This is a genomic window from Brevundimonas sp. KH_058 (assembly GCF_057838505.1).
Genome location: NZ_CM174469.1, coordinates 2352121 through 2377373 on the forward strand (window position 1 = coordinate 2352121; position 25253 = coordinate 2377373).

Annotated in this window: 31 protein-coding genes; 11 read left to right on the plus strand and 20 right to left on the minus strand. The window is 67.2% G+C overall.

What is annotated here, in order from left to right:
- Nucleotides 1-52: 52 nt before the first annotated feature.
- Complete coding sequence (gene xseA, locus AC3ISA_RS11460) at nt 53-1648, minus strand: exodeoxyribonuclease VII large subunit (RefSeq protein ID WP_489177982.1); 1596 nt, start codon at nt 1646-1648, stop codon at nt 53-55.
- Between the two features lie 64 nt (nt 1649-1712).
- Here xseA and AC3ISA_RS11465 point away from each other — a divergent pair, with 64 nt between their 5' ends.
- From AC3ISA_RS11465 to AC3ISA_RS11485, 5 genes are all read left to right on the plus strand, one after another.
- Nucleotides 1713-1874 carry a hypothetical protein gene (locus AC3ISA_RS11465; protein WP_489177983.1) on the plus strand — a complete coding sequence of 54 codons (162 nt, stop codon included), beginning with the start codon at nt 1713-1715 and terminating at the stop codon, nt 1872-1874.
- 16 nt (nt 1875-1890) lie between these two features.
- Entirely contained in the window at nt 1891-2322 is a 432-nt protein-coding gene (locus AC3ISA_RS11470; protein WP_489177984.1) for a hypothetical protein, read from the plus strand.
- 62 nt (nt 2323-2384) lie between these two features.
- On the plus strand, nt 2385-3659 hold the full coding sequence (gene purD / locus AC3ISA_RS11475; protein WP_489177985.1) for a phosphoribosylamine--glycine ligase: 1275 nt from the start codon (nt 2385-2387) through the stop codon (nt 3657-3659).
- A 32-nt stretch (nt 3660-3691) separates the two neighbouring features.
- Nucleotides 3692-3883, plus strand: coding sequence for a CopG family transcriptional regulator (locus AC3ISA_RS11480; protein ID WP_489177986.1), 192 nt, complete (start codon nt 3692-3694; stop codon nt 3881-3883).
- Nucleotides 3829-4149 (plus strand): type II toxin-antitoxin system RelE/ParE family toxin, encoded by a 321-nt coding sequence (locus AC3ISA_RS11485; RefSeq protein WP_489177987.1) that lies wholly within the window; start codon nt 3829-3831, stop codon nt 4147-4149. The genes AC3ISA_RS11480 and AC3ISA_RS11485 overlap by 55 nt, the downstream gene beginning before the upstream one ends.
- A gap of 3 nt (nt 4150-4152) precedes the next feature.
- Here the strand turns inward: AC3ISA_RS11485 and AC3ISA_RS11490 are convergent, their stop codons facing one another.
- Nucleotides 4153-4803 carry a murein L,D-transpeptidase catalytic domain family protein gene (locus AC3ISA_RS11490; protein WP_489177988.1) on the minus strand — a complete coding sequence of 217 codons (651 nt, stop codon included), beginning with the start codon at nt 4801-4803 and terminating at the stop codon, nt 4153-4155.
- A 156-nt stretch (nt 4804-4959) separates the two neighbouring features.
- Between AC3ISA_RS11490 and AC3ISA_RS11495 the strand changes: the two genes are divergently transcribed.
- Nucleotides 4960-6285, plus strand: coding sequence for a metal-dependent hydrolase family protein (locus AC3ISA_RS11495; RefSeq protein WP_489177989.1), 1326 nt, complete (start codon nt 4960-4962; stop codon nt 6283-6285).
- Here the strand turns inward: AC3ISA_RS11495 and lpxK are convergent.
- From lpxK to AC3ISA_RS11515, 4 genes are read right to left on the minus strand one after another with little or no spacing between them, the layout of a single operon-like run.
- Nucleotides 6270-7286 (minus strand): tetraacyldisaccharide 4'-kinase, encoded by a 1017-nt coding sequence (gene lpxK / locus AC3ISA_RS11500; RefSeq protein ID WP_489180103.1) that lies wholly within the window; start codon nt 7284-7286, stop codon nt 6270-6272. The two genes, AC3ISA_RS11495 and lpxK, sit on opposite strands and share 16 nt — an antisense overlap.
- Nucleotides 7283-8575 (minus strand): 3-deoxy-D-manno-octulosonic acid transferase, encoded by a 1293-nt coding sequence (locus tag AC3ISA_RS11505; RefSeq protein ID WP_489177990.1) that lies wholly within the window; start codon nt 8573-8575, stop codon nt 7283-7285. Before AC3ISA_RS11505 ends, lpxK begins: the two co-directional genes overlap by 4 nt.
- On the minus strand, nt 8572-9255 hold the full coding sequence (locus AC3ISA_RS11510) for a lysophospholipid acyltransferase family protein (RefSeq protein ID WP_489177991.1): 684 nt from the start codon (nt 9253-9255) through the stop codon (nt 8572-8574). The genes AC3ISA_RS11505 and AC3ISA_RS11510 overlap by 4 nt, the downstream gene beginning before the upstream one ends.
- The gene (locus tag AC3ISA_RS11515) at nt 9252-11081 is read right to left on the minus strand and encodes an ABC transporter ATP-binding protein (protein WP_489177992.1); all 1830 of its coding nucleotides are present in this window, start codon (nt 11079-11081) and stop codon (nt 9252-9254) included. The genes AC3ISA_RS11510 and AC3ISA_RS11515 overlap by 4 nt, the downstream gene beginning before the upstream one ends.
- A gap of 80 nt (nt 11082-11161) precedes the next feature.
- Between AC3ISA_RS11515 and AC3ISA_RS11520 the strand changes: the two genes are divergently transcribed.
- A complete protein-coding gene (locus AC3ISA_RS11520; RefSeq protein ID WP_489177993.1) occupies nt 11162-11827 on the plus strand; it encodes a fused DSP-PTPase phosphatase/NAD kinase-like protein in 666 nt (221 codons plus the stop codon).
- A gap of 6 nt (nt 11828-11833) precedes the next feature.
- Here the strand turns inward: AC3ISA_RS11520 and AC3ISA_RS11525 are convergent, their stop codons facing one another.
- The 8 genes from AC3ISA_RS11525 to AC3ISA_RS11560 all read right to left on the minus strand — a co-directional run bounded on the left by AC3ISA_RS11525 (nt 11834) and on the right by AC3ISA_RS11560 (nt 18585).
- Complete coding sequence (locus AC3ISA_RS11525) at nt 11834-12046, minus strand: hypothetical protein (RefSeq protein ID WP_489177994.1); 213 nt, start codon at nt 12044-12046, stop codon at nt 11834-11836.
- A 65-nt stretch (nt 12047-12111) separates the two neighbouring features.
- A complete protein-coding gene (locus AC3ISA_RS11530; protein ID WP_017505336.1) occupies nt 12112-12357 on the minus strand; it encodes a DUF4170 domain-containing protein in 246 nt (81 codons plus the stop codon).
- 92 nt (nt 12358-12449) lie between these two features.
- Nucleotides 12450-13247 carry a 3'(2'),5'-bisphosphate nucleotidase CysQ gene (locus tag AC3ISA_RS11535; protein ID WP_489177995.1) on the minus strand — a complete coding sequence of 266 codons (798 nt, stop codon included), beginning with the start codon at nt 13245-13247 and terminating at the stop codon, nt 12450-12452.
- Nucleotides 13244-14590 carry a TldD/PmbA family protein gene (locus AC3ISA_RS11540; protein ID WP_489177996.1) on the minus strand — a complete coding sequence of 449 codons (1347 nt, stop codon included), beginning with the start codon at nt 14588-14590 and terminating at the stop codon, nt 13244-13246. Before AC3ISA_RS11540 ends, AC3ISA_RS11535 begins: the two co-directional genes overlap by 4 nt.
- 52 nt (nt 14591-14642) lie before the next feature.
- Entirely contained in the window at nt 14643-15050 is a 408-nt protein-coding gene (locus AC3ISA_RS11545; protein WP_489177997.1) for an MAPEG family protein, read from the minus strand.
- A 3-nt stretch (nt 15051-15053) separates the two neighbouring features.
- Nucleotides 15054-16823, minus strand: a complete 1770-nt coding sequence (locus tag AC3ISA_RS11550) for a M14 family metallopeptidase (protein ID WP_489177998.1) — start codon at nt 16821-16823, stop codon at nt 15054-15056.
- A gap of 101 nt (nt 16824-16924) precedes the next feature.
- Entirely contained in the window at nt 16925-17557 is a 633-nt protein-coding gene (locus AC3ISA_RS11555; protein ID WP_489177999.1) for a hypothetical protein, read from the minus strand.
- Between the two features lie 95 nt (nt 17558-17652).
- Nucleotides 17653-18585, minus strand: coding sequence for a DUF3829 domain-containing protein (locus AC3ISA_RS11560; protein WP_489178000.1), 933 nt, complete (start codon nt 18583-18585; stop codon nt 17653-17655).
- A gap of 44 nt (nt 18586-18629) precedes the next feature.
- Here AC3ISA_RS11560 and AC3ISA_RS11565 point away from each other — a divergent pair, with 44 nt between their 5' ends.
- Together AC3ISA_RS11565 and AC3ISA_RS11570 are read left to right on the plus strand one after the other, a co-directional pair.
- The gene (locus AC3ISA_RS11565) at nt 18630-18773 is read left to right on the plus strand and encodes a hypothetical protein (RefSeq protein WP_489178001.1); all 144 of its coding nucleotides are present in this window, start codon (nt 18630-18632) and stop codon (nt 18771-18773) included.
- A 39-nt stretch (nt 18774-18812) separates the two neighbouring features.
- Entirely contained in the window at nt 18813-19097 is a 285-nt protein-coding gene (locus AC3ISA_RS11570) for a hypothetical protein (RefSeq protein WP_489178002.1), read from the plus strand.
- On the opposite strand, the gene AC3ISA_RS11575 is transcribed toward AC3ISA_RS11570, so the two are convergent.
- Nucleotides 19098-20627 carry a UbiD family decarboxylase gene (locus tag AC3ISA_RS11575; RefSeq protein ID WP_489178003.1) on the minus strand — a complete coding sequence of 510 codons (1530 nt, stop codon included), beginning with the start codon at nt 20625-20627 and terminating at the stop codon, nt 19098-19100.
- A 175-nt stretch (nt 20628-20802) separates the two neighbouring features.
- Between AC3ISA_RS11575 and AC3ISA_RS11580 the strand changes: the two genes are divergently transcribed.
- Nucleotides 20803-21066 (plus strand): hypothetical protein, encoded by a 264-nt coding sequence (locus tag AC3ISA_RS11580; protein ID WP_372693452.1) that lies wholly within the window; start codon nt 20803-20805, stop codon nt 21064-21066.
- Nucleotides 21067-21121: 55 nt separating this feature from the next.
- A complete protein-coding gene (locus AC3ISA_RS11585) occupies nt 21122-21496 on the plus strand; it encodes a retroviral-like aspartic protease family protein (RefSeq protein WP_372693451.1) in 375 nt (124 codons plus the stop codon).
- On the opposite strand, the gene AC3ISA_RS11590 is transcribed toward AC3ISA_RS11585, so the two are convergent.
- The 5 genes from AC3ISA_RS11590 to AC3ISA_RS11610 are packed head-to-tail and all read right to left on the minus strand — an operon-like array spanning nt 21493 to nt 25252.
- Complete coding sequence (locus tag AC3ISA_RS11590; RefSeq protein WP_489178004.1) at nt 21493-22149, minus strand: Pr6Pr family membrane protein; 657 nt, start codon at nt 22147-22149, stop codon at nt 21493-21495. The two genes, AC3ISA_RS11585 and AC3ISA_RS11590, sit on opposite strands and share 4 nt — an antisense overlap.
- 18 nt (nt 22150-22167) lie before the next feature.
- Complete coding sequence (locus AC3ISA_RS11595; protein WP_489178005.1) at nt 22168-23022, minus strand: aldo/keto reductase; 855 nt, start codon at nt 23020-23022, stop codon at nt 22168-22170.
- A gap of 53 nt (nt 23023-23075) precedes the next feature.
- Complete coding sequence (locus AC3ISA_RS11600) at nt 23076-23285, minus strand: hypothetical protein (protein ID WP_489178006.1); 210 nt, start codon at nt 23283-23285, stop codon at nt 23076-23078.
- The gene (locus AC3ISA_RS11605) at nt 23246-23419 is read right to left on the minus strand and encodes a hypothetical protein (protein WP_489178007.1); all 174 of its coding nucleotides are present in this window, start codon (nt 23417-23419) and stop codon (nt 23246-23248) included. Before AC3ISA_RS11605 ends, AC3ISA_RS11600 begins: the two co-directional genes overlap by 40 nt.
- Before the next feature lie 15 nt (nt 23420-23434).
- Nucleotides 23435-25252 carry a gamma-glutamyltransferase family protein gene (locus AC3ISA_RS11610; RefSeq protein WP_489178008.1) on the minus strand — a complete coding sequence of 606 codons (1818 nt, stop codon included), beginning with the start codon at nt 25250-25252 and terminating at the stop codon, nt 23435-23437.
- Between the last annotated feature and the right edge of the window lies 1 nt (nt 25253).

The following is a 25253-nucleotide window of genomic DNA, read 5'->3' on the forward strand; positions in this document are numbered from 1 at the left end:
CAGGAAGCGGCGCCGGGGCGAAGCGGAAAACGGCGCCCCGGAACAGGTCGCTCTAGAACAGACTGCCCTGACCGGCCGCAGGCGGCTTGGGCTTGGCGATCGGACGCGGCACCGCCGGGCGGGGTTCGCCGCCGTCGATGACAGCAGGCTGCGCCCCGTCGCCGAACACCAGCCGAACCGCCTGACCGGCCTCCAGCGCCTTGGCCGAAGTGATCCAGCCGCCGTCCGAATCTTCGACACGGGCGAATCCGGGCTTGGGTCGTCCGGGATCCAGCGTCGTCAGCGCTCGCGACAGGGCCGCCAGACGGTCGGCGTCTCGCTCCAGCCGACGTGGCATGACGCCGTCCAGCCGTGCGCCGACGGCCGCAAGCCGGGCCTCGCGCTGATCCAGCCGTCGGTGCAGCGGCTCGGGCGACAGGCGGGCCGAGACCTGCAACAGCCGCCGTTCGCCGCGCGCCACGCCCGCCTGAAGCGCCGCGCCCAGCCGGTCGCCCGCGCCGCGCAGCCGGTCCTGGCCGCGCTCGATCCGGGTCCGCAGCAGGGCCGGGCTCAGCTTGCCGCCTGTCACCGCCAGATGCCGCTCGTGCAGGGCGACGTTGCGTTGCAGCCCCGAGCCCAGCCGGCTCGACACATGGTCCAGCCGCTGTTGCGCCAAGGCCAGCAGATCCTCCGGCCGCGCCGGCAGGCCACGCGCCACGGCCCGCAGGCGCGTGCGCCGATCCTCGATCAGCCGCCCGCCCGCCTGGACCATGCGCCGATCCATGTCGGCGACGGCGTATCTTAGGTCCGCCAGAACCGGCGTCGCCATCTCGGCCGCGCCGGTCGGCGTCGGCGCGCGTCGGTCCGACACGAAGTCGATCAGGGTCGTATCCGTCTCGTGCCCCACGGCCGAGATGATCGGGATGCGCGCCGCCGCCACCGTCCGCGCCAGGCCCTCGTCGTTGAAGCACCACAGGTCCTCGACCGACCCGCCGCCGCGCGCGACGATCAGCAGGTCCGGTCGCGGAATCGGCCCGTCCGGCGCCATGGCGTCGAATCCGCGAATGGCGTTCGACACCTGGCCGCTGGCCGCCTCGCCCTGGACCACCACCGGCCACACGATCACCCGGCAGGGCCAGCGTTCGGCGATCCGGTGCAGCACGTCGCGGATCACGGCGCCGGTCGGGCTGGTGATCACGCCGATTGTCGCGGGGAAGGCGGGCAGGGCCTTCTTGCGGCCCGGCTCGAACAGGCCGTCCTCACGCAGGCGAAGCTTCAGCCGCTCCAACTGGGCCAACAGGGCGCCGGCCCCGGCCGCCTCCATGCTCTCGATCACGATCTGATAGGACGACCGGGCCGGATAGGAGGTGATCTTTCCGGTGACGATGACCTCCAGCCCGGCCTCGGGTTGGACGCCCAAGCCGCGCGCCGATCCCTTCCACACCACGCCGTCGATGGCCGACTTGTCGTCCTTCAGCGTCAGATAGATGTGGCCCGAGGCGTGGCGGTTGACCTTGGAGATCTCGCCCCTCAGCCGCACATGGCCGAACCGGTCCTCCAGCGTGCGCTTCAGCGCGAACGACAGCTCCGAGATCGACAGGGGCGGATTGTTGTCGCGCGGGGCAGGGGCCTCGGCCGGTCCCTCGAACACATAGGAGTCGTCGCTCATCCAACCATCTTAGCCTGCGTCGATCCGCGCGGGAACGCCGCGCGCGTCGCGCCGTTCGACTTTCATGGCCGCCGACCCGCAAGGAACCGATCCGTCCGACCAGGACCCGCATGAGCGCAATCTGTCGCGCCGTGCTGGAGGCGGCGGCGCCATGAGCCCGTGGCTGATCATCGGCTGCATCATCCTGCTGGGGCTGGGCGTCTATGTCGTCTCGGCCCTGCTCTGAACCGCAAGGAATCCGTATGAACCGTCTCGTCCCGCTCGCCGCCGTCCTTTGCCTGACCGGCGCCGTCGCCGCCTGTTCGGATCGCGACGACGATGTCGTCCAGGCTCCCGCGCCGGGGGCGGCTCCGGTCGCCCTGCCGGATCAGCAGGCCGACACGGCGGCGACGACCGCAGCCCTGGCCTTCGGCATGACCCGCGATCAACTGGAGGACGCCGACCTGTATTCGCGCGCCAACGTCGATCTGGGCGATGTCGAAACACTGGTGCTGGACGCCTCGGGCGCCCTGACCCATCTGGTCGTCGAACTGGACGGGCCGGGCGACATCAAGGTGCAGGTTCCGGTCGCCGACGTGGCGCCGATCGACCGCAACGGCGACAAGGATCTGGTGACGGATCTGACGCCGGGCCAGCTTCAGGCCCTGCCGGCCTGGACGCCGCCCGCACGCTGAATTCGGCGTTAAGTCTGACGGGTGCTTGACCGGCCGGCGCCGGCCGGTCATTGCCCGGTCTCATGAACATTCTTCTCGTCGGATCGGGCGGCCGCGAACACGCCCTGGCCTGGAAGATCGCCCAGTCACCGCTGGTCACGCGCTTGGTCGCCGCGCCCGGCAACCCCGGCATCGAGAAGCTGTGCGAGCTTCGCGCCGTCAAAATCGACGACTCCGACGGCCTGGCCGCCCTTGCGCGCGAGATCAAGGCTGACCTGGTCGTGGTCGGGCCCGAGGTGGCTCTGGCCGCCGGCCTGGCCGACCGCCTGGCCTCGGCCGGCATCCCCTGTTTCGGCCCCACCGCCAAGGCGGCGCAGCTGGAAACCTCGAAGGCCTTTTCCAAGGCCTTCCTCGAACGCCATGAAATCCCCACCGCCGGTTACGGCGTCTATGACACGGTCAAGGACGCCAAGGCCGCGCTGGACGTGTTCAAGCCGCCCTACGTCATCAAGGCGGACGGCCTGGCCGCCGGCAAGGGCGTGGCCATCAGTCCCGACCGTCCCGACGCCGAGGCCGAGATCGAGCGGATGCTGGGCGGCCGGTTCGGCGCGGCCGGCGCCCGCGTCGTGATCGAGGAATTCATGGACGGCGAGGAGGGCTCGCTGTTCGCCCTGTGCGACGGCCAGCGCGCCCTGTTGTTCGGCGGCGCCCAGGACCACAAGCGCGCCTTCGACGGCGACCTGGGGCCGAACACCGGCGGCATGGGCGCCTATTCGCCCGCCCCCGTCTTCACGCCTGATCTGGTGCAGCAGGCCGACGACCTGATCGTCCAGCCGACCATCAAGAAGATGGCCGAGGAAGGCGCGCCCTATCGCGGCGTCCTCTATGCCGGTCTGATGGCGACCGAGGACGGGCCTAAGGTGGTCGAGTTCAACGCCCGCTTCGGCGACCCGGAATGTCAGGTGCTTATGATGCGGATGGCGGGCGATATCGTCCCCTATCTGCTGGGCTGCGCGCGCGGCGACGTCTCGGGCCTGGCGTCGCCGGCCTTCAAGTCTCAGACGGTGATCTGCGTGGTCATGGCCGCCAAGGGCTATCCCGACAGCCCGCTGGAAGGTTCGATCATCCGCGGCGCTGATCAGGACTTCGGCCCCCACGTCCAGGTCTTCCACGCCGGGACCAAGCGCCGCGACGACGGGTTGCTGGCCGCCTCTGGCGGTCGCGTCCTGAACGTCTGCGCCGAGGGTGATGACATCGCCCAGGCCCGCGAGCGCGCCTATGCTGCCATCAAGAAGATCGACTGGCCCGGCGGCTTCAACCGCTCCGACATCGGCTGGCGCGCGCTGGAGCGGGGCTGACCGTATCGGCAGGGTGTGATAGGGTCTCGCCCATGGCTGATCCTGCAATCGATTACGATGACGAAGATCTGTTTTCGACGCCTGACGACGCGGCGGACGAGGCGGCGACCTTGCGGGGTCTGGCGGACGCAGCGGCAGGACGGGTCGTCGATAATGAAACCGTCATGCGATGGGTCGAATCCTGGTCGGCAGCCAATCCTTTGCCCCGGCCCAAATGCGGCTAGTCGTCTGGACGGATCAGGCGCTGAGCGACCTTGAGGATATCAGCCTCTACATCGCCGACTTCAACCCAGCCGCAGCGGCCCGCTTCTTCATTAGATTGAAGGCGGCTGCCGAGAGTCTCGCGCATTTTGCCGACAGAGGACGACCGGCAATCCACGGAACGCGCGAACTGACTCTCGTGAAGCCCTATCTGATCCGATACGCGATCTTGCCTGATCGGGTGGAGGTCGTCACCATCCGGCACTCCGCCCGACGGCCCGAGCGCTAAGCCTTAAGCCGCTGCGAACAGCAGCCGGCCTTCGCCCATGCGTTCGCGCAAGCCGGGCAGGTCGGTGTGGGCGACGGAGAAACAGCCGTAGCTGCGGCCCAGCTTGCCTTCACGCGCCAGGAAGTCCGGGTCGGCATAGTCGGCGCCGTGGATAATGATGGCCCGCTCCCGCGCCTTGTCGTTGGAGTATTCCAGTCCGTCCAGCAGGACGTTCGGCCCCTGCTGCGCGCCCCAGTTGGCGCCGGCGGTGGCGTAGGCCCCGACCGAGGACATGTTCGAATCCGGCGTGTTCGAGAACCTCTGGGCGAACCCAGTATGGCTGGGGTCCGAGCCGCGACCGTGGCAGGTGCGCAGGACCTTGACCTCGCCGGCGACCAGATCGACTTCGTACAGGCGCTCTTCGCCCGAGAATTTCTTGAAATCGACCAGATACATCCGGTCGCGCAGCGGCAGGTGGCGGTGATGGGTGTCCAGCGCCGTCATGGCGCGCTCCATCAGTTCCTTGCGCACATGACCGCGCGGATCCAGCGGCGGGGGCGTCAGGGCGGTGGTCTCGATGGTCGGCAATCCGACCTGAGGCATCGCGATCGGGGCTCCGGTCTGAGCCGTGGTCAGCGGCGCCGTGGCGCTTGCGCTGGCGCATCCCGCCAGCATGGCCGATCCACCCAGAATTAGCCCTCGTCTCGATAGCCGCATGCGACGCCCTCGTTGCGGTTGGTCTTGAGGCGTGTTTGTTTCAGTTGGTTACGGGCGAGGCAACCTGAGCCTTGTGGGGCATTTTTGCGGCCAACGTGTCGCGGGGAGAAAACGATGAAGCGTTTCGGAATCGCATTGGCGGCGCTGATGGCGTCGGCCTTGAGCGCCCACGCCCAGCAAAGCCCCACAGGCGTTGGGGTTTCGTCCCAACCCACGACAACGTTCGTCGAGGCCGGAAGGTTGCTGGCCGACCCGTCGAACGGCGTTGTGCAGCGCGATAAAACTCTCGTGATCAGAGGGAACCAGGTCGTCGAAGTGCGCGACGGCTTTGTCGGCGACGCCTCTCAAGGCAAGATCGTTGACCTGCGACAGGCCTTCGTCCTGCCCGGACTGATCGACAGCCACGTCCACCTGACCAGCCAGCAGAACCCGAATGGGCGGCTGGAACAGGTCACCCTGTCCGATGCGGACAAGGCCATGGTCGGCGCACGCTACGCGCGCCGCACCCTGATGGCCGGCTTCACGACGGTCGCCGATCTGGGCGCCTCGAACGAAGCCATCTTCGCGCTGAGGAATGCGGTGAAGACCGGCGACGTGCCGGGACCGCGCATTATCGCGGCGGGATCGTCGGTGTCGATCCACGGCGGGCACGGGGACATCAACGGCTATCGCGAGGACGTCATGCACCTGCTGTCGTCCGAGAGCATCTGTTCAGGGCCTGAGGACTGCATGCGCGCCGTCCGCACCCAGGTTCGCGCGGGCGCCGACATTATCAAGATCACCGCGACGGGCGGCGTCCTGTCCAACACCGCCGCCGGCCTGAACCAGCAGTTCAGCGATCCCGAGCTGTCCGCCATCGTCGAGAGCGCCCACCGCATGGGCCGTCAGGTCACCGCCCACGCCCACGGCGTCGATGGCATCAACGCCTTTTTGCGAGCGGGTGGCGATTCCATCGAACACGGCACCTATCTGGACGACCAGTCGATCCGTCTGTTCAAGTCGAACGGCGCCTGGCTGATCCCGACCCTGCTGGCCGGCGATTTCGTGGCCCGCGTCGCGTCTGGCCCGAACAACTTCTTCACCCCGGCCCAGACCGCCAAGGCGCTGGAGGCCGGTCCCAAGATGCTGGACATGGCGCGCCGCGCACATGAGGGCGGGGTCAAGATCGCTTTCGGCACCGACAGCGGTGTCTCGGCCCATGGCGACAACGCCCAGGAGTTCGCGCTTCTGGTCCGCGCCGGCCTGACGCCGCTGGAGGCCATCCAGGCCGCCACCGTCGGCGCCGCCGAACACCTGCGGATTTCGAACGAGGCCGGAAAGATCGCGCCGGGCATGCCCGCCGATATCGTGGCCGTCTTGGGCGATCCGCTGACGGACGTGACCGAGCTGGAGCGGATGAGGTTCGTGATGAAGTCCGGCGTGGTCTATCGCGCCGACTGAATCCGCTTCGTCAGGAAGGCGGCGAAAGCCGCCTCATCCTCGAACCGGGCGACGACCGGCCAGGCCGTGACATGAGCGCGCTGGTCTGGCGTCAGCCGGACCCAATCCTTTTCCGTGGTGACCAGGCCGGCGTCGTAAACCCCCGCCCGGTCAGTCAGGAACTTCATGTCGGCGGCGCTATAGGCCGCGTGGTCGGGGAAGGGAACGAAGTCCGCCAGGTCGCAGCCCGCCGCCTTCAGCGACCGCTCGACCTTCCACGGCTTGGCGATGCCGGCGAACCCGACCTGAGGCCCGGACGGCGGCGGCCCTTCGGGCGTCAGGCGCGCGACGAAGACAGGCAGGGCGCCGAACACCGCCAGCAGTTCGGGATCGGCCTCGTCCACATCGGTCGGCAGCATGACCACCACGGCGTCGGCGCGCGCCAACCCCGCCTTGAACGGCTCGCGCATCGGGCCGGAGGGAAAGACCGACCCGTCCCCGAACGGCCATTCGTCGCCCCGCGTCTCGCCGTCCACGACGATCAGGCTGACGGTCTTCCTCAGCGCCGGGTTCTGGTGGCCGTCGTCCAGCACCAGGGCCTGCGCCCCGCCTGCGACCGCCGCCTGGGCGCCCGCCACCCGATCCCGCGCGATCCAGGTCGGCGATCCCTGCGCCAGCATCAGAGGCTCGTCCCCGACATCCTCGGCCGTATGAATTTCAGGATCGACCCGCACAGGACCTTCCAGCCGACCGCCATAGCCACGCGACAGCCCTTGCGCCTCTATCCCCGCCGCGCGCAGCAGCCGCAGGGTCTCGCGCGCCACTGGCGTCTTGCCCGATCCGCCCACCGTCAGATTGCCGATAGAGATCACCGTGCAGCCGGGGTCGACCGGCACCGTCTTGACGATCCGACGCGCCGTCACGCCGGCCCAGATCCAGCCCAGCGGCTTCAGCACGGTGCGCGTCATCCGGGCGTGGTTGCTATCGCGCACATACCACCAGCGCGGCGTATTCAGCTTCATCGCCGGGCCTGCCTCTGCGGCATTATCGGCGACAGCAGCGCCCACAACCGCTCCAGCCCGCCCCCGGCCTCGACTGCCGCGCGTCGTCCGCGCTCGCCCATGGCCTTGGCCGCGTTCAGATCGCTCAGCAGCGGTTCGATCACGCCCGGCAGGTCCGACGGCGCCTGAACCAGAACCAGCCCGCCCGCCTCCGACAGGGCCGCAGTCACCGGCGCCCAGTTGGACGCATCCGGCCCCGTGATCGTCGGCTTGCCCAGTCGCGCCGGCTCCAGCGGATTGTGCCCCCCGACCGGCGGCAGGCCCAGGGCGGGCGCAAACGACCCGCCCATCACCACGACATCGGCCAGCCGCAGGAACAGGCCCATCTCGTTCAGCGTATCGGCCAGATAGATGTCGGTGTCCGGCCCGATGGTCTCGCCACGCGAACGCATGGCGAAGGCGTATCCGTCGCGCTGGAGGGCCTGGGCGATGTGCGTCCCCCGCTCGGGATGGCGCGGCGCCAGGATCAGGCAAACGCGGTCGCCCAGCTTGTCCAACGCCCGCACGATGGCGACTTCCTCGCCCTCATGGGTGCTGGCGGCGACGATCACCGGCCGGTCGCCGATGGCGGCGGACAGACGGCTGAAGGCCGCCGGGTCATGCGGCAAAGGCTCGCCCGACAGCTTCAGGTTCACCAGGCCGTCGATCCGGGCGCCCAGGCGCTCCAACCGCTGGGCCGAGACCGCATCCTGGGGCAGGACCAGATCGAAGGCGCCGGTCAACGCCCGCGCCGAGGCCGGAAACCGCGCCCAGCCCTCGACCGTCTTTTCGGTGATGCGCGCGCTGACCAGGGCCAGTTTCACGTCCCGCCGTTTCGCCTCCAGCAACAGGTTCGGCCACAGCTCGCTCTCGACGAAGACCGCAAGGGCTGGCCGCCAATGGTCCAGGAACCGATCGACCACGCCCGGCGCATCGACCGGTGCATATTGGTGGATCACGCCCACGGGCAGCCGTTCGGCCAGGATGTGGGCGGAGGTCACGGTGCTGGAGGTGACCAGCACGGTCAGGTCCGGCCGCGCTTTGACCAACCGCTCGACCACAGGCAGCAGCGACAGGCTCTCGCCCACGCTGACGCCGTGCAACCAGACCAGATCGCCGTCCGGGCGCTCCGTTCGGGTGAAGCCCATCCGCTCGTCCACCCGCACGGGGTCTTCCTTGCCTCGTCGCGCGCGCGCATCCAGCAGGCGCGGCGCCAACGGCTCCAGCGCGCGGGTCGCCAGCCGATAGGCGATCAGCGGCGGCGGCGTCACGGTTTGAGGCCCGTGATCGCATCGGCCCGCGCCTCGACGGCGTTCAGCCGGGCGGCCCAGTCCTGGCGAACCTGTTCCAGGTCGTCGACGGTCGGAAAGTCGGCGACGTCCCAGACGATGGCCCCCTTGGCGAAAGGCAGGGGCAGGATGGCCCGGTCCCAGCTTTTCAGCCGAATCGCCGGACTGCACGACATGCCGATGAACAGGGTCGGCGCCTTGGAAATCTTGGCCATCATCGGCAGGCCCTCGGCCATCTGGCGCGCCGGGCCGCGCGGGCCGTCCGGCGTGATGGCCAGGGCGCCGATCTTCAACTGACGCAGGCCCGCCCGCAGCGCCTGCGATCCGCCCTTGTCCCGGTCCGCCTTGTCCTTGTTCGACGACGAACCCCGAATGGCGGGAAAGCCCTGGCGCGCCACGGCCTTCGCGATGAACTGACCGTCGGCTGACAGCGAGATCAGCGCCTTGGCCGGTTGCGCCCGGTTCAGCGGCCAGCAGGCCGGCGACAGGCCGATCCGCGAATGCCAGAAGGCGCACAGAACGCCCCCGCCCTTGGCCCAGACCCCTTCGGCCACGCCCTGGTTCTCATGGGTCCAGCGCATGGTGGCGAAGCAGAACTGCATCCAGTGGGCCATTATGAAGGACAGGCTGGCCTGGACGGCCGGAATGCGCAGCGGCCTCACGCGACGGTCTCGACCGTGGGCTGAACGCCGTCCAGCGACTGCTGGCGGGCCAGGCGCGAATAGAGGCCGCCTTGGGCGACCAGGGCGTCGTGCGACCCTTCCTCGACCACCCGGCCGGCCTCGATAACATAGATGCGGTCGGCGTTCCTGACGGTCGACAGGCGGTGGGCGATCATCAGGGTGGCGCGGCCTTTCATCAGTCGTTCCAGCGCCGTCTGGACCAGGGCCTCGCTCTCGGTGTCCAGCGCGCTGGTCGCCTCGTCCAGCAGCAGGATCGGCGCGTCCTTGACGAAGGCGCGGGCGATGGCGATCCGCTGGCGCTGACCGCCCGATAGGCGCAGGCCTGCCTCGCCCGCACGGGTGTCGTACCCTTGCGGCAGGGCGGTGATAAAGTCATGGGCGGCGGCCGACCGCGCGGCCTCCTCGATCTGGGCCTGGGTGGCGCCCGGCCGGCCATAGGCGATGTTGGCGGCGATGGTGTCATCGAACAGGAAGGGCTCCTGCGTCACCAGGGCGATATGGTCGCGCAGGTCGTGAATGCGCAGGGACCGCACGTCGGCGCCGTTGATCGTCACCGCCCCGCCCGTCACGTCATAGAAGCGCGGCAACAGGCTCAGGATCGTGCTCTTGCCCCCGCCCGACGGCCCGACCAGGGCCACCGTCTCGCCCGGCGCGACCCGCAACGACACCGCGTCCAGCGTCGGCGCCCCGCCGGGAGCATAGGCGAACGATACCTGGTCCAGCACCACCTCCACCGGGCCGATCGGCAGGGCCGCCGCGTCGGGCGCCTCGCGAATCTCGGCCTCAATGTCCAGGGCGCCGAACAGACGACGTGCAGCGGTGAAGCCCTCGCTCATCACCGTCGCCAGATTGGTCACCTGACGCAGGGCCTGACCGGCCGCCAGCAACATGGCGATGAAGGCGGCGAAACCGCCCACCGTCATCTCGCCCGACTGCGCCCGCCAGCCCGCATAGGCCATGACGGCGGCGACGACGATATAGGCGACCAGATCGCTGGACGGGCCGGCGAAGGCGCGGGCGTTGGCGCCCTTGATGACGTGACGCTGGCGACGGGCGACCACCTCGGCGACGCGGTCCTGTTCGGCCGCCTCGCGGTTCTCGATCTTGATCAGGCGAACCCCGTCCAGGTTCTCCATCAGGGCAGTGGACAGGTTCTCGGTCTCGGCCATGGCGCCGACGGCGGCCTTGCGTGTCTTGCGCCCGAACCGGCGCAGCACCAGCGCCACCAGCGGCACGCCAAGCAGCACCACCATGGTCAGCTGCCAGTCGATGAACCCCATGTAGATCAGCACCGCGATCAGGGTCAGCAGGTTCTGGGTGTAGTTGACCACGCCCGAGGTGAAGGCCTCGCGCACCATATTGGCGTCGAACAGCACCGACGAGACGAAGCCGCCCGAATGCTGGCTGCGCAACCGGGCAAGGTCGGCGCGGATCATGGCCCCGAACAGGCGGATCTGGATGTCGCCGACGATGGTGTGGCCCAGCCGATTGACCAAAGCCGCCTGGCCCAGCGCGGCCAGGGTTCGCGCTATCGCCACCGCCAGTATGGCCGCCGGAATCCCGATCACCGCCTTGTGGGCGGGGAAGCTGAAGACGCCGAAGATGCTGATCGGCTTGGTTCCGCCCAGGAACAGACCGTTCACCGCCGGCTCCAGCAGCTTCAGCAGCGCCGCCGTCAGCAGGCCCGTCGCCGCCGCGCAAAGCACCGACAGGATCAGCGACCCCTTGTGCCTGGACAGGTAGTCGCGCCAAATCCGCGCCAGCAGGGCGCGCAGGGGCATGGACTCGGAGGCGGGGGCGATCATCGGCTCTCGGTCGGACGGCTTGCGGTTCAAGTCAAGCCGGGACAGGTGACGCGGCGGCTGCGGATCGCTATCTGGCGGGCATGGCGCGCTTCGACCTCTCGACCGCGATGGGCCGTTTTCGGGCGCATTGGCATTATTTCTGGGTGGACCACGCGTTTTTGCGTGTGGTCTTTTCCAACGCCCACTGGCTGGGGCCGGACCTGGTGCGCACCAACCAGCCCTCGCCGCGCCAGCTGGCCTATTGGAAATCGAAGGGCGTCAAGACGGTCATCAACCTGCGCGGCGAACGCGATGAGGGCTATTACTGGCTGGAGCGCGAGGCCTGCGAGCGGCTGGGCCTGACCCTGATCGACGCCCCGCTCGATTCGCGCGACCCGCCCGAGAAGGTGCGCATCCACCGCGCGCGCGAGCTCTTCAGAACGATCCAGTATCCGGTGCTGATCCACTGCAAGTCCGGCGCGGATCGGGCGGGAATGATGGCGGTCTTCTATCGCCACTTCCACCTAGGCGAGCCGATCTCGGTCGCCATGAAACAGCTGTCCAAGAAATATCTGCACTCGCGCGAGGGGCTTACGGGCGTGCTGGATTATACGCTGGAGAAATACGTCGCCGAGATCGAACCTCTAGGGATCAGCTTCATCGACTGGGTCGACAGCCCCGACTACGATCCCCAGGCCATTCGCGCCGAGTTCAAGGCCGGCTGGTGGGGCACGCTGGTGACCGACAAGCTGCTGCGTCGGGAGTAGAAGGGCTCAGCCCCAGGGGCCAGCCTTAGGTTCCTCGCCGCCTTCGCCATTCGCGCGCGCCTCGGCCGCCAGTTCGGCGTCGCGGCGGGCCTTGCGTTCGGCCTCCCAACGCTTGAACCAGCGCGCGTAGTTCATCTTGTCGCGCAGCGAAAAGCAGAACAGCCCCAGCACCGCCAGCAGGCTGACCAGTTGAAAGGTCTGTTGCGGTTCCAGGTTCATGATCGTCCTCGCATCCACGCCCAACGTCTGGATCGGGGAGCCGGTTCGGCTCCCCGATGTCGCACTTAGGCCGCGTCGCCGCGCGGGTCGATCAGCTTGTGGGCGTGCAGGATGAAATAGCGCATGTGGGCGTTGTCCACGGTGGCCTGGGCGCGCGCCTTCCAGGCCTTCTTGGCCTCGTCATAGCTGCCGAAGGCGCCGACGAATTCGACCTGCGACAGGTCGCGGAAGGTCGGCTCGCCCAGGTGACGAAGCTCGCCGCCGATCACGATGTGCAGAAGTTGCGGCGGGACGGCGTTCTGGTCGGTCATCGAAAATCCTGAAGGCTGGGGAGAGCTTTCCGCGCGGCATAGGCCGAGAACGCCCTCGGATCAATGTGGGGCGGGGTTTTTCCGCCCCCGGCCTAGGTCGATAAAGGCACGTTTTTACAGCGCCGCACGATCATCGGCTGGATGATCGGGGCCGCGCAGACCAGGCTGGCCTGGCGCGGATCGGGCCGGTTGAAGGCCCATGGCCGCCCCTGGTGATCGCTGACCTTGGCGCCCGCCTCTTGGGCGATCAGCCAGCCGGCGGCGACGTCCCAGTCCCATTTCGGCGTCAGGGCCAGGGCGGCGTCGAAGGCCCCGGCGGCGACCAGCGCCATCCGATAGGCCAGGGCGTTGCGCTTGGAGAACCGCATCGGCGGCCAGGGTTCGTCGTCGAACCAGGGCGCTTCGATCAGTCGCGCATCGCCCAGGATCGAGGCGTCCTCCAGCGTATCTACATCCGAGGCGTGGATCGGCCGGCCGTTGCGCCGGGCGCCGCCGCCGCGCACAGCGACATAGGTCTCGTCCACCTCGGGCGCGTGGATGACGGCGGCGACGACCTCGCCGTCCTCGACCACGGCGATGGGCACGCACCACCACGGCGTCCGCTTCATATAGGCGACAGTGCCGTCGATGGGATCGACGATGAAGATGCGCCGTTTCGTCAGCCGCTCGGCCGAATCCGCCGTCTCTTCCGACAGCCAGCCATAGTCGGGCCGCGCCGACAGCAGCCGGTCCTTCAGCATGGCGTCCACCTTCAGGTCGCCGCTGGTGACAGGCGATCCGCCGACCTTGGACTCGATCTTCAGCCCCGCCTCGCGTTCGGCGATGGCCAGCGCCCCGGCGTCGATGGCCGCCTGGCGGATCAGTTCGAGGTCGGCGTTCAGGTCGATCATTTGCCCGCTATGGCCACCGCGTCGAACATCAGGCTGGGCACATTGAACCCGCCCCGGAATTCCAGGTCCGACCCGCGCTCGATGCGCAGATACAGGTCCGTCAGCTTGCCGGCGACCGTGACCTCGCTGACCGGATAGGCGACTGCGCCGTTCTCGAACCAGAAGCCGGATACCCCGGCGGACCAGTCGCCGGTGTTTGCGTTCAGCGACGGCCCGAACATCGAGGTGACCAGCAAACCGGTCCCGGCGTCCGCCATCAGGCCCGCCAGATCCCGCTCGCCCGGCTCCATGTGCAGATTGTGTGTCGAGACGCCGGACGGCCCGGCCAGACCGCGCGACGCATGGCCGGTCGATTCCAGGCCCAGCTGACGGGCGGCGGCGCTGTTCAACAGCCAGGTATTCAGCACCCCATCCTCGAACAGGGCGCGCTTCTCGACCGCCACCCCTTCGTCGTCGAACGGGGTCGATCCCATGCCGCGCGGGCGGAACGGATCGTCGATCAGGGTGACGCCGGGCGCGAACACCCGCTGGCCCATCCGGTCCTTCAGGAAGGAGGTCCCGCGTGCGATGGATGGGCCGGAAATGGCGCCGATGGCCGGCGACACGATCTGGCCCGCCATGCGGTTGTCGAAGATCACCGGGGCGGTGGTCGAGGCGATCTTGCGCGGTCCCACGCGGGCCACCGCGCGCTCGCCGGCGGTTCGCCCGATCCGTTCGGCGCCCGGCAGGTCGGACAGGTGACGGGTCGACCGGCTCTCGCCGCCGCGCTCCATCGCCCCGTCCTTTTCGGCGATGACGCCGACCCCCAGCGAGAAGGCCGAACCCTCATAGGCGCCGTCGAATCCGTGCGAGGTCACCAGCCGCCAGCGGGTGGACGACCACGACGCATGTCCGCCCTCCGACCGCGCGACGCCCGTCACCGCCAGGGCCGCGGCCTCGGTCTCGGCCGACACCTGCTCCAGAACCTGGGCGCTGCGTTCGGTGGGATCGAACAGGTCCAGATCGACGAACGGCCCGCGCGCCAGCCGATCCTCGGGGGCGAAACCGGCATGGGGGTCTTCCGGCGCCAGACGCGCCATGGCCACGACCCGTTCGACCAGTCGCGCCTGCGTCGCCGGCGACAGGTCCGATGCCGAAACCGACGCCTGGCGCTGGCCCACAAAGACCCTCAGGCCCAGGTCGCGCGATTCCTCGCGTTCGACGTCTTCCAGCTTGCCGTTGCGCACCCCGACCGACAGGGACCGGCGATCGGCGCTGACCGCCTCGGCGGCGTCGGCGCCGGCCTTCAGCGCGGCCTGGACGATGTCGTTGAGAAGATCGGCGGAAACGGAGGCTTCAGTCATGCCCCGATATGGCGGACGCCTTGCTGCACCGCAACCTGTCGCGTCCCTGGCGTCAGACCACCGCGAAGGCGATCAGACCCACCGCGGCCGTCAACAGGGCCACCCAGGTCAGCAACATGCCGATCACCCGCCCCAGCGACGGCCCGGTCTGAAACAGCAGGCCCAGCGCATGGATCACTCGCCCGGCCAGCAGGGTCGCACCCACCCCATGCACCATCCAGGCCGGCGCGCCGACGGCAGCCAGCAGCAGCATGGCGATCATTCCGGGCGTCGCATATTCCACCAGATTGCCGAAGGCCCGGCTGGCGGCCAGCAAGTCTGCGTTTCCGCCGTCACCCAACGACACCATGTGCTTGCGCCGTCCGCTGACCACGACGCCCGACAGCACCAGCATCATCAGGATCAGCAGACCGCTCCACAGGGCGGCGGCCTGGACGGCGTACATCAGCGGCGTGGTCATCGATCAGTCCTCACGCCCGACGGGATAGAGCAAATAATGGTCGTCATAGAAGGGCGTGCGTTCGTAGAACCAGGCTAGGCGCGCCTGCGGATCGGCCGCGAACGTCGCATCGGACGCCACCTTCGCCTCGAACTCGGCCTTCAGCGCGGGGTCGGCCGCCATCATCTTGTCCGCCAGCGGCGCGATGGCGTAGGCCTCGATATATTCGACCCGGCTCATGACCTCGGGGAACATGCCCCAGGCGAAGAAGCTCTCGCTCGACTGCGGCTCCAGCAGCAACACGACGATGTCGCCCAGCGGCTGATCCGTCGGCACCCGAACCGAGCCGACGGGCCAGGTCCAGTCGCGGCGCTCGACCTCGACCGTCTTGACCGAGGCCTGGACGTGACCCTCGTTGGTCCGCGTCGCCAGCTTGGGTTCGACCAGGCGCAGCATCGACAGGTTCACAGTGCGCGGCGCCTCGACCGTCTCCATCGCGATCCCGTGCGTCTTCAACCGCTCGATGATGTCGGTGCGATAGCCCGGCGCCCAATAGGCCGTCGGCCGCGTCAGGGTCAGGGTCGGTTTGGAGCCATAGAAGGGCATCTGCCATAGGTCGGGATCGGGCCGGCCCAGCCAGCGGATTTCCTTCCGGCCCGAGGCGGCGCTGTCGTACATCTCGTACAGTATGCCCTTGAACGGCCGGGTGGATGACGGCGTCTCCTCGGCCTCGAAGTTGGCGGGGATCTGCGCCGGGCGCAGGGCCTTGTCCTGCTCGGTCGCGGCCCTCAGACCCGCGCCCTGATCGGCCAGCAGCCGCATCGCCTCCTCGATGAAGACATAGGTTCCCAGCACCCGCTGCTCGTGCGGCTTCAGGCTGTGGTTCTCGATCAATATGGTGGGCACATGGGCCGCCGAGCCCCATCCGTTCGAAAACCGCTCGCCCAGGCCGCCGTCCGACAGGCCCTTTTTCGGCTCGTCGTCATCCATGCCGAACACCAGTTCGCCTGGGATGTGCCCCTCGCGCTCCAGCGCCGCATTCATCGCCGGCTTGAACACCGAATCCAGCCAGGCCGAGCCGTTCGGCGAGCGGCTGAATGCCCCGTCCTCGCCGTTGAAGCCGTAGGTGACGTCGTACTGGTAATCCATGCCGTCGGTGACATGGACGTCGACATACAGGTCCGGCCGGTATTTCAGGATCAGGCCGCGCACGGCCCGCATCTCGGGCTGGTCCAGCTTCAGATAGTCGCGGTTCAGGTTCTGGTTGGTCGCCGTATTGCGCCAGCCCTGGATGCGCGGCCCGCGCTGGTTGGGGCGGGAATAGGCGCTAGCCCGCTCGTGCCCATCGACGCTCAGGATCGGGATCAGGATCAGGTTGATCCGGTCGAGCAGGGCGTCCTTGCCGTAAAACGCGATGTCGCGCAGCAGCATCATGCCCGCGTCCTTGCCGTCGATCTCGCCGGGGTGGATGCCGGCCTGGATCATCAGGACGGGCTTGGCCAGATCGAAGGCGGCCCCGTCCTTGGACGCCATCACCGCATAGATCGGTCGTCCCTCGGGCGAGACGCCGAACTGTTCGATGCGGATCAGGTCGCTGGCCTGATCCAGACGGTCGAACCAGGCGCGGGTATCGACGTAGTTGGGGCTGAAATCATGGCCCGGATCGGACTCGAACGCCGTGACCCACGGATCGTTGGCGTCGCGCAACAGGGCCTTTGACGCTCCGTCCCAGGCCGGCGCGGGTGGCAGGAAGGCCTGGTCCCAAGGGGCGGTGTTTGGGATCGTCTGGGACATGGCGGGGCTCACGCTACAGGCAAGGGCGGCAAGGAAGGCCGAAACCAGAAGAGGGGACTGCATGGCCTTTCGTGAGCCGATTGCCGTGCGCTGACAAGGTTTCAACCGCCGCCGCCCAGCGCGGGCGCCCACCCGCCGGCCTTGAGCAGCAGGGTAGCCGAGTTCCCCATCTGCCAAAGACTGTATAGCAGCACGACGATCAGGGCTCCGACCGCCACCTTGCGCCAGGGTGCGAACGCCGCCGTCGCGGTGCCGATCACGAAGATGGAGACGCCCACCCACAGGCGCACCGAACTGGCGACCTGGGCGAAGCCGGGATTGAGCTGGGCCAGGATGATCACGATCACGGCGACAATCAGATTGGCCGCCAGGATACAGCCGAACACCAGCCGCCGGTTGGCCCAGAAATGGTCGTCCAGGTTCATCCGCTCCTGGCCGCCCTCGGCAGACACGCGCGGAAAGGTCACGCTGGCGGCGACATAGAAGGTCGCGGCGATGCTGAGCGAGATCAGCAGCACGAAGGTGTTGAACGGCGCGCCCCGGAAGATGACCCAGGCCTGATTCCAGAAGGTGGCGATGTCGATGGCCACGAACAGGGCCAGCATCGGCGTCAGCCAGCCGAACCGGATCCGCTGTTTCTCATGCAGCACCCGCGCGAACCCGCCCACCAGTTCGGCGACCGACAGGCCCAGCAGCAGGCCATAGAAACTGAAGAAGAATTCGAATGCGCTCACAGCCATCCCCCGATGTCAGGGGGCGATAGCTAGACCGTTTGACGCCGCATCGCCAGTCGCTAGCGATGCGGCGCCCTTTCTTCAGGCGGACTGGGTCAGGCGGGCATTTCGACGTCGTTCATCCGGTCGATGGCGCTGTTGTAGTCGCTCACGATGCTTTCGCGCTCATAGTCGCTTTTGCTCTGCTTGTAGTCGCGCCACGAGCCGATCATCGAGTCGAGACGGTCCGCAATGGAGCTGAACTCCGACTTGTTCTCATTATCTGCGGGCAAGCCAGTTTCCGCAGTACGCAGCTTGGCGGCTGCGGCCACGAACTCGGGCAACAGGCGGTCGGCCTCGGCTGTATTATCCTCGATGACGGCGGTGGTGAAGAGATCGGCCTTCTGCATGGCGTCGATCAGGCTGGCTTCGGCGGGGTGGCCTGACTTGGTCAAGGCCTCGATCTTGGCCGCATTGCTGGCGCGCTGATAATCGCTCAGGGCCGCATCCAATTCGCTGATCCCCGCGATCGCGCCCTGATAGGCCGTCATCAGCGCGGCGTGGGCCGCCTTGCCCTTGGCCAGGCCGTCTTCGCGATAGGCGCGGGATTCATAATAGGGGTCCAGCGTCTTCCACTGGGCCAACAGGGCCTCCAGTTGCGGCAGCAGCTTGTCCACTGCTGCATCGGTGCGTCGGCTCTGGTTGCCGCCTGACAGCGCCTTGCCTTCCTTCAGCTTCTCGATCGCCGTTTCCAGCGTGGTGATGTTCTCGGGGAAGGAGATCGAGCTGGTCGTGCTGGCGTTCGGGATATCCAGCTTCTGATAGCTGTCGAAGTTTTCCGGCACGCCCCAGTGCTCGTCGATCAGCTTGTTGAAGCCTTCGGTATAGAGGCCTTGCTTCTGCTGCGTGGCCTCGTTGCCCGTCGCGGCGCTCACCGACTGAGGTTTCCCATCGGCCCCGCCCTTGGCGTCGCCCTGTCCGCAGGCCGCAAGGCCCATCGTCATCGCGCAGACCAAGGCCATGGCGCTTACAGCTGTCCGAGACTTCATGTGATTTTCCCTTCCTGGGCCGGCCAAGGTTCAGCTTGGCCGGAGTGGACAAGGACAACGTCACGGCCAAGGTTGGGTTCGCAGAAAACCGCCAATTAACTGCGAATAAATCGCAAGTTATTGACCTGCCAAAGCTTTCAGGCGGCCAGAAATTCGCCTTTGGATTGTTGGGAGCCAATCAAGCTTGACCGCATTGCTTCCCCATCGCCGTCAGCTTCGGACCCGTCATGCACCAGATCATCGCCATCGCCGTAACCCTCGTCGTCGCCCTGCTGCTCAACGGCGTCGCCGCCGCCCAGATGGTCTCGGTCGGCTATTGGGGCGGGGCGCTCGGTGCGCTTTTCGTGGGTCCGGTGATCGTCTTCTACGCGGTTCACACCCTCGTCTATTTCGTCGTGCGGCTGATACGCGGCAAGGACCGCTTGCGGTCCTATACCCGGTCGCGGATCAACTATGTCGGCGCCGTCGTGGCGATCCTGGGCGTGCTCGGCGCGGCGGCCGGCCCCGTCTGACTACTTCCAGATCGGGGCGCTGTCACCGGGCAGGCCCAGCCGGTCCCACATATCCGACACCCGATCGATCACGGCGTCATCCATGCGGATTTCCTCGCCCCATTCGCGTTTGGTCTCGGGCGCCCATTTGTCGGTGGCGTCCAGACCGATCTTGGAGCCCAGGCCGCTCTCGGGGCTGGCGAAGTCCAGATAGTCGATGGGCGTCGACTCGATCACGGTGATGTCGCGCGCCGGGTCCATCTTGGTCGAGATGGCCCACATGACGTCCTTCCAGTCGCGGGCGTCGATGTCGTCGTCCACGACGATGACCCATTTGGTGTACATGAACTGGCGCAGATAGCTCCAGACGCCCAGCATCACCCGCTTGGCGTGGCCCGGATAGGCCTTCTTCATCGACACCACGGCGATCCGGTAGCTGCACCCCTCGGGCGGCAGCCAGAAGTCGGTGATCTCCGGAAACTGCTGGCGCAGCAGGGGAATGAAGACCTCGTTCAAGGCCTCGCCCAGCACCGACGGCTCATCCGGCGGACGGCCGGTGAAGGTGGTCAGATAGATGGGGTCACGGCGCATGGTGATGGCGCTGACCTGAAACACCGGGAACTTCTCGACCGAGTTGTAATAGCCGGTGTGGTCGCCGTATGGGCCTTCGTCCTCGAACTCGTCCAGCAGGACGTGGCCTTCCAGCACGATCTCGGCCTGGGCCGGCACCATCAGCGGCACGGTCTTGCAGGGCACAAGCTCGGCCTTGGCGCCCCGCATCAGGCCGGCGAACTGATACTCCGACAAGGTGTCCGGCACCGGTGTCACCGCCGCCAGGATCGTGCCCGGATCGGCCCCCAGCACCACGGCGCAGGGCAGGGGTTCGCGCTTTCCGGCCTTCTTGTGCCGGGCATAGTGTTGCGCCCCGCCGCGGTGGGCCAGCCAGCGCATGATGGCCTTGTCCTTGCCCAGCACCTGCATCCGATAGATGCCCAGGTTGAAGTCGTCCTCGCGGTCGTCCGACGGCCCCTTGGTCACGACCAGGCCCCAGGTGATCAGGGGCGCCGGCTCACCGGGCCAGCACGACTGGACGGGCAGGGCGGTCAGGTCGATCTGGTCGCCCTTAAGCACCACCTCCTGCACCGGCGCCTTCTTCACCGTCTTGGGCCGCATCGACATGACGGTCTGCATCAGCGGCAGCATCTCCATCGCATCGCCCAGGCCGCGCGGCGGCGTCGGGTTCCTCAGGAAGGCCAGCAGCTCGCCGACCTCGCGCAGCTCGCCCGCCGTCGTCCGGTCCTTGCCCTCCAGCGTCACCCCCATGGCGACCCGCTTCACCGTGCCGAACAGATTGGCCAGGCAGGGAATGGGGCTGATCGTGCCGTCGGGCATGACCGGCTTTTCGAACAGCACCGCCGGCCCGCCGTTCCGCAGCAACCGGGTCTGGATCTCGGTCATCTCCAGCACGGTGGAGACGGGTTCGGACACCCGCACCAACTCGCCCTTGGCTTCCAGCTGGTCGATGAAGTCACGCAGGGATTTGTAGGCCATGTGATCCGCCTAAAGCCCTGCGCAGGGCCTGTCACGTGGTTCGGCCAAGCGTTCATCCACAGAATGGTTAACGCGGGTTAACCCAAGGCTAGGCGACTCGCGTAATCTTCCACACGAGAAACAAACTTCCGTGTGAAGTTTTGGATCGATATGTCGCTCAAGTACGAGAAATTCGATGACCGTTCTGCATGACGACATCGCCTCGTTCGAAAGGATGAAAGGCGAGTTGGAAGCCGACCATCCCAGCGCCTGGGTCGTCTTCCGCAATGGAGCCTACGTCGACGCCTACGCCGATTTTGAAGCGGCGGCCTCGGCCGCAGTCGAGCGATTTGATGCCGGGCCTTATCTGATCCGGCAGCTCGGTGCCCCGGCTGCGGTGCAGTTGACGGGTGGTATGATCTTCACGCCTGCCCATGCTCTCGACACAGGCCGGCTTTAGGCGCGGCGCGAACGGTCGAAGTCCGACCGACCTGCTGGTCGAGTTGGGGCCGACCTTGCGTGTCGATATCGGACTGAAGGCGCGCGTGGGGACGGATGGCAAACCCGATCTGGCGCATAAACAGGTCAAAGCTCTGATCGATACGGGCGCCGGCGGCGACTGCATAGACGACGATCTGGCGAAAATGCTTGGTCTGCCCATCACCGACGAGGGCGAGATAAGCGGCGTCGGCGGTCGTCACCGGGCCTACATTTATACCGCTAGGGTCTATGTGCCGGGATTGGACCGTTTGCTGTTTCAGCCCTTCACCGGCGTGCGGCTGCAGGCGGGCGATCAATGGCACAAGCTGATCCTGGGCCGTACTTTTCTGCGCCAACACCGTCTGGTCTATGACGGCGCTTCTGGTCAGGTGGAGATAAGGGCGGCTTAGCCTTCAGACTTCATAACGGCTGCGCGTCCCATCACCCGATCCAGCCCCACCAGCGCCAGTCCCACCACCAGGAACAGACCCAGCATGGCTGCGGCCCAGAAGCCGGTCTTGGCCCAGCCCAGCGCCGGCACGTTCATGAACCAGTAGGGCCACCAGCCTGAAGCGAAGCCGTGGATCAACGTCCAGCCGGTATAGATCACCGGAAACGCCAACCACTTCACCGGATCGCGCCACCGCAACAGACCCTTGGGCGTGAACATCAGCCAGTCCAGCACCACCGCGATCGGCATCACATAGTGCAGCAGACCGTTGGCCAGCCACGCCAGCCCCTGCGGGTCCCAGACGTGCGACAGCAGGAAATGATAGGTCAGGCCGACTACGGCGATATACATGGCCAGGGCTGTCCGGACGCCCTCGCTGGCCGCCCATCGCCCCAACCGGCTTTCAGGCCGAACCAGCGGCGCCGTCAGGGCCAGCGCCGCCAGGACATTGGTCAGTATGGTGAAATAGCTGAAGAAGTTGACGGTCAGGCCTGGCATCGCCCCCAGCGGCTCAGGCCCAACCATCAGAATATATTGAAGCGCCAGCGCGGCCCAGCCGACGACCGCGAAGGTCGAACGCCACAGCCTGGGCCGGTCTCTTGCACGCAGCACGGGCGCCTCCGTCGTAGATCAGGCGCCAGTCTTGTCCCATTCGAACGCCGGGTCCAGCCAGTCGCCCAGTCTTTCGCCGCGATCCAGCGCATCCATCCGCTGCATCTCCTCGTCCGTCAGGGCGAAGTCGAAGATGTCGAAGTTCTCGCGCGCCCGGCTTTCCTTTGTCGTGCGTGGAATGGCGATGATGCCATGCTGGATCAACCAGCGCAGGGTGATCTGCCCATTGGTCTTGCCGTGCGCCGCCGCGATCTCGGAAATGGTGGCGTCGTCGGCGATCTTGCCCTGGGCCAGCGGCGACCAGGCGGTGATCGACGACCCCAGTTCGGCCGCCGTCGCGACCAGTTGATCGATGCCGAGATAGGGATGGTGCTCGACCTGATCGGTCAGTAGCCGCGCCTTGGACAGGCCCTGCGCCTGACGGAACTCCTTGGACGGGAAGTTGGACAGGCCAATCGACTTGGTCAGCCCCCGATCCCTGGCGGCGTTCAGGGCGCCCAGCGTCTCCTCGAACGAAGGCGTCGTCTTGGGCCAGTGCAGCAGCAACAGGTTCGGCGTCGTGCCCAGGCTGGCCGCCGATTCCTCGGCCTGTTTCAGCAGGGCGTCATGGGTGAAATGCTCGACCCAGATCTTGGTCGTCAGAAACAAATCCTCGCGCGCCACGCTCCCAGAATCGAGAAAGTCGCGAATGCCTTCGCCCACCGCCTGCTCGTTCTTGTAGATCCAGGCCGTGTCGATATGGCGATACCCGATCCGCAACGCCTCGGCGACCATGCGCCGCGCATCGTCCGGCTCCAGCTGCCAGGTGCCGAAACCGAGCAGGGGGATTTCCACGTCATCGACGGTGATCGTGGGTTGGTCGCCATAGGCCATGGGGCGCGCCTTCGCTGCGTTCAGGGAGCGTGTAATTAGGCGCCCGACCGCGTTCAGGTAAGACGCGGATGCTGTTTCGACAGACTTTTCGGCGCGACCCTGCGCCAGCGCCTGTCCAGCGCCGCCCTCAACCAGACGGGATCGACCGTCGCGATCCGCGCCAGGACGATGGGATGGTCGCGATAGTGGTCGGTGAAATGAAAGGTCGCCGGGTCCATCTCGATCAGCAGGTCACGCTCATCCAGATTGTCCAGATGCACCACGATGCTGTCGTCCAGCCGGGGCCGCAGACAGGTGAAGAACTTCCCGCCACCTTGTACGACGCCTCGCCATAGGACACGCCATCCTCGACGCCCGGAAACGACAGCAGCAGGGCGCGGACCTCGTCGTGGGTCATGTCAGTAGCCCAACCTCAATAAGCCAGGGCGATCCCGTCCTTGCGCATCTCGGTCGCCGCGCCATAGGTCCAGCGGCCGCCGGGGTTCTGCTGCATCATCACGTTCTGATAGCCGCCGAAGCCGCCGTCCGGTTCGCCCAGGGTCCAGCCCATGGCGCGCAGCTGGGCCTTGGTCGCCTCGGGCACGCCGCTCTCCAGATGCAGGACGCCGGTCCCCTCCTGCGGCTGGCCGGTCGGTTCGGATGAGCCATAGTGCTGCCAGCGCGGGGCGTCGCCCGCCGCCTGAGGCTCCAGCCCATAGTCGACCATGTTGATGATGATCTGGGCCTGGCCTTGGGGCTGCATGGCGCCGCCCATGACGCCGAACGCCATCCAGGGCTCCCCGTCCTTGACCGCGAAACCGGGGATGATGGTCTGGAACGGCCGCTTGCCCGGCGCATAGAGGTTGGGGTGGCCGTCGGTCAGGGCGAACAGTTCGCCCCGATCCTGGAACATGAAGCCCAGCGGCTCCGACCCATTGTCGGCCGCCAGGCCCGAGCCCATGCCGCGATAGTTGGACTGGATCCAGCTGACCATCATCCCGTCGGCGTCTGCGACGCTGAAATAGGTCGTGTCGCCATGGTGCGGGGCGTCGCCTGGCATGACGCGGTCCATGACCCGGTCGGGCCGGATCAGCCTGGCGCGTTCGGCGGCGTAGGCCTTGGAGTTCAGCCATTCGACCGGGGTCTTGGAGAAGCGGTCGTCGGCGAACCAGCGCGCCCGGTCCTCGAACGCCAGCCGCTTGGCCTCGGCCTGGACGTGCAGCGAGGCGGCGGACTGGAAGCCCATGGATTTCAGATCGAACTGCTCGCAGATGTTCAGGATTTGATTGGTGCTCAGGCCTTGCGTGTTCGGACCCAGTCCGAAGACGTCCACGCCGCGATAGTTGGTCTGGATCGGCTCGACCCATTCGGTGTGGTGGGCGGCCAGGTCGGCACGGGTCATCCAGCCGCCGATTCGCTTGAAATAGGCCTCGATCTGATCGGCGATCGTCCCCTCGTAGAAGGCGTCGCGCCCGCCCTCGGCGATCATCCGAAGGGTCTTGCCCAGATAGGGGTTGGCGAAGACCTCGCCCACCTTGGGTGTCGCGCCGCCTGCGGCCCAGATGCGCTTTCTGTTGTCGTTCTCCTCGATCGGGATCTGGCCTCGGTCGAAGGCTGCCATGTTGCGTTCCAGGTAGTAGGCGATGACCTGGGGCACGGGCACGCCCTGTTCGCACAGTTCGGCGACCGGCAGCAGCACATCCTTCCACGGCAGTTTCCCATAGCGCTGATGTGCGCTCCACCAGGCGTCCACCGTGCCCGGCACGTTGACCGTCACCGCACCGTATCGGGGCAGGTAGCCGTCGATGGCCTTGGAGCGCGCCGTCTCCAGGCTCAAGGCCCGCGGACTGGCGCCCGATCCGTTCAGGCCGACAACCTTCTTCTGTTTCGGATCCCACAGCATACAGTAAGCGTCGCCGCCGATGCCGTTGGCCACCGGCTCCAGGAAACCTAAAGCAGCATTGATGGCGATGGCCGCGTCGATGGCTGATCCGCCGCGTCTCAGGGTGTCGATGCCGATCAGGCTGGCCGCCGGATGCGCCGTCGCCGCCGCCCCGTTCGCGCCCCAGACCGTGGAGCGCCCCATGAATTTCGGCCCGCTGATCCGGTCGCCGATGCCGACGCCGGCATAGGGATCAACCGGGCGAGCAGGGGCGGGCGGGACGGAGGCCGGCGCGGGCTGCTGCGCCTGGGCTGCGGTCGTGGCCAGCATCCCGACGGGCAGGGCGGACAGGAAGGTGCGACGACGCATG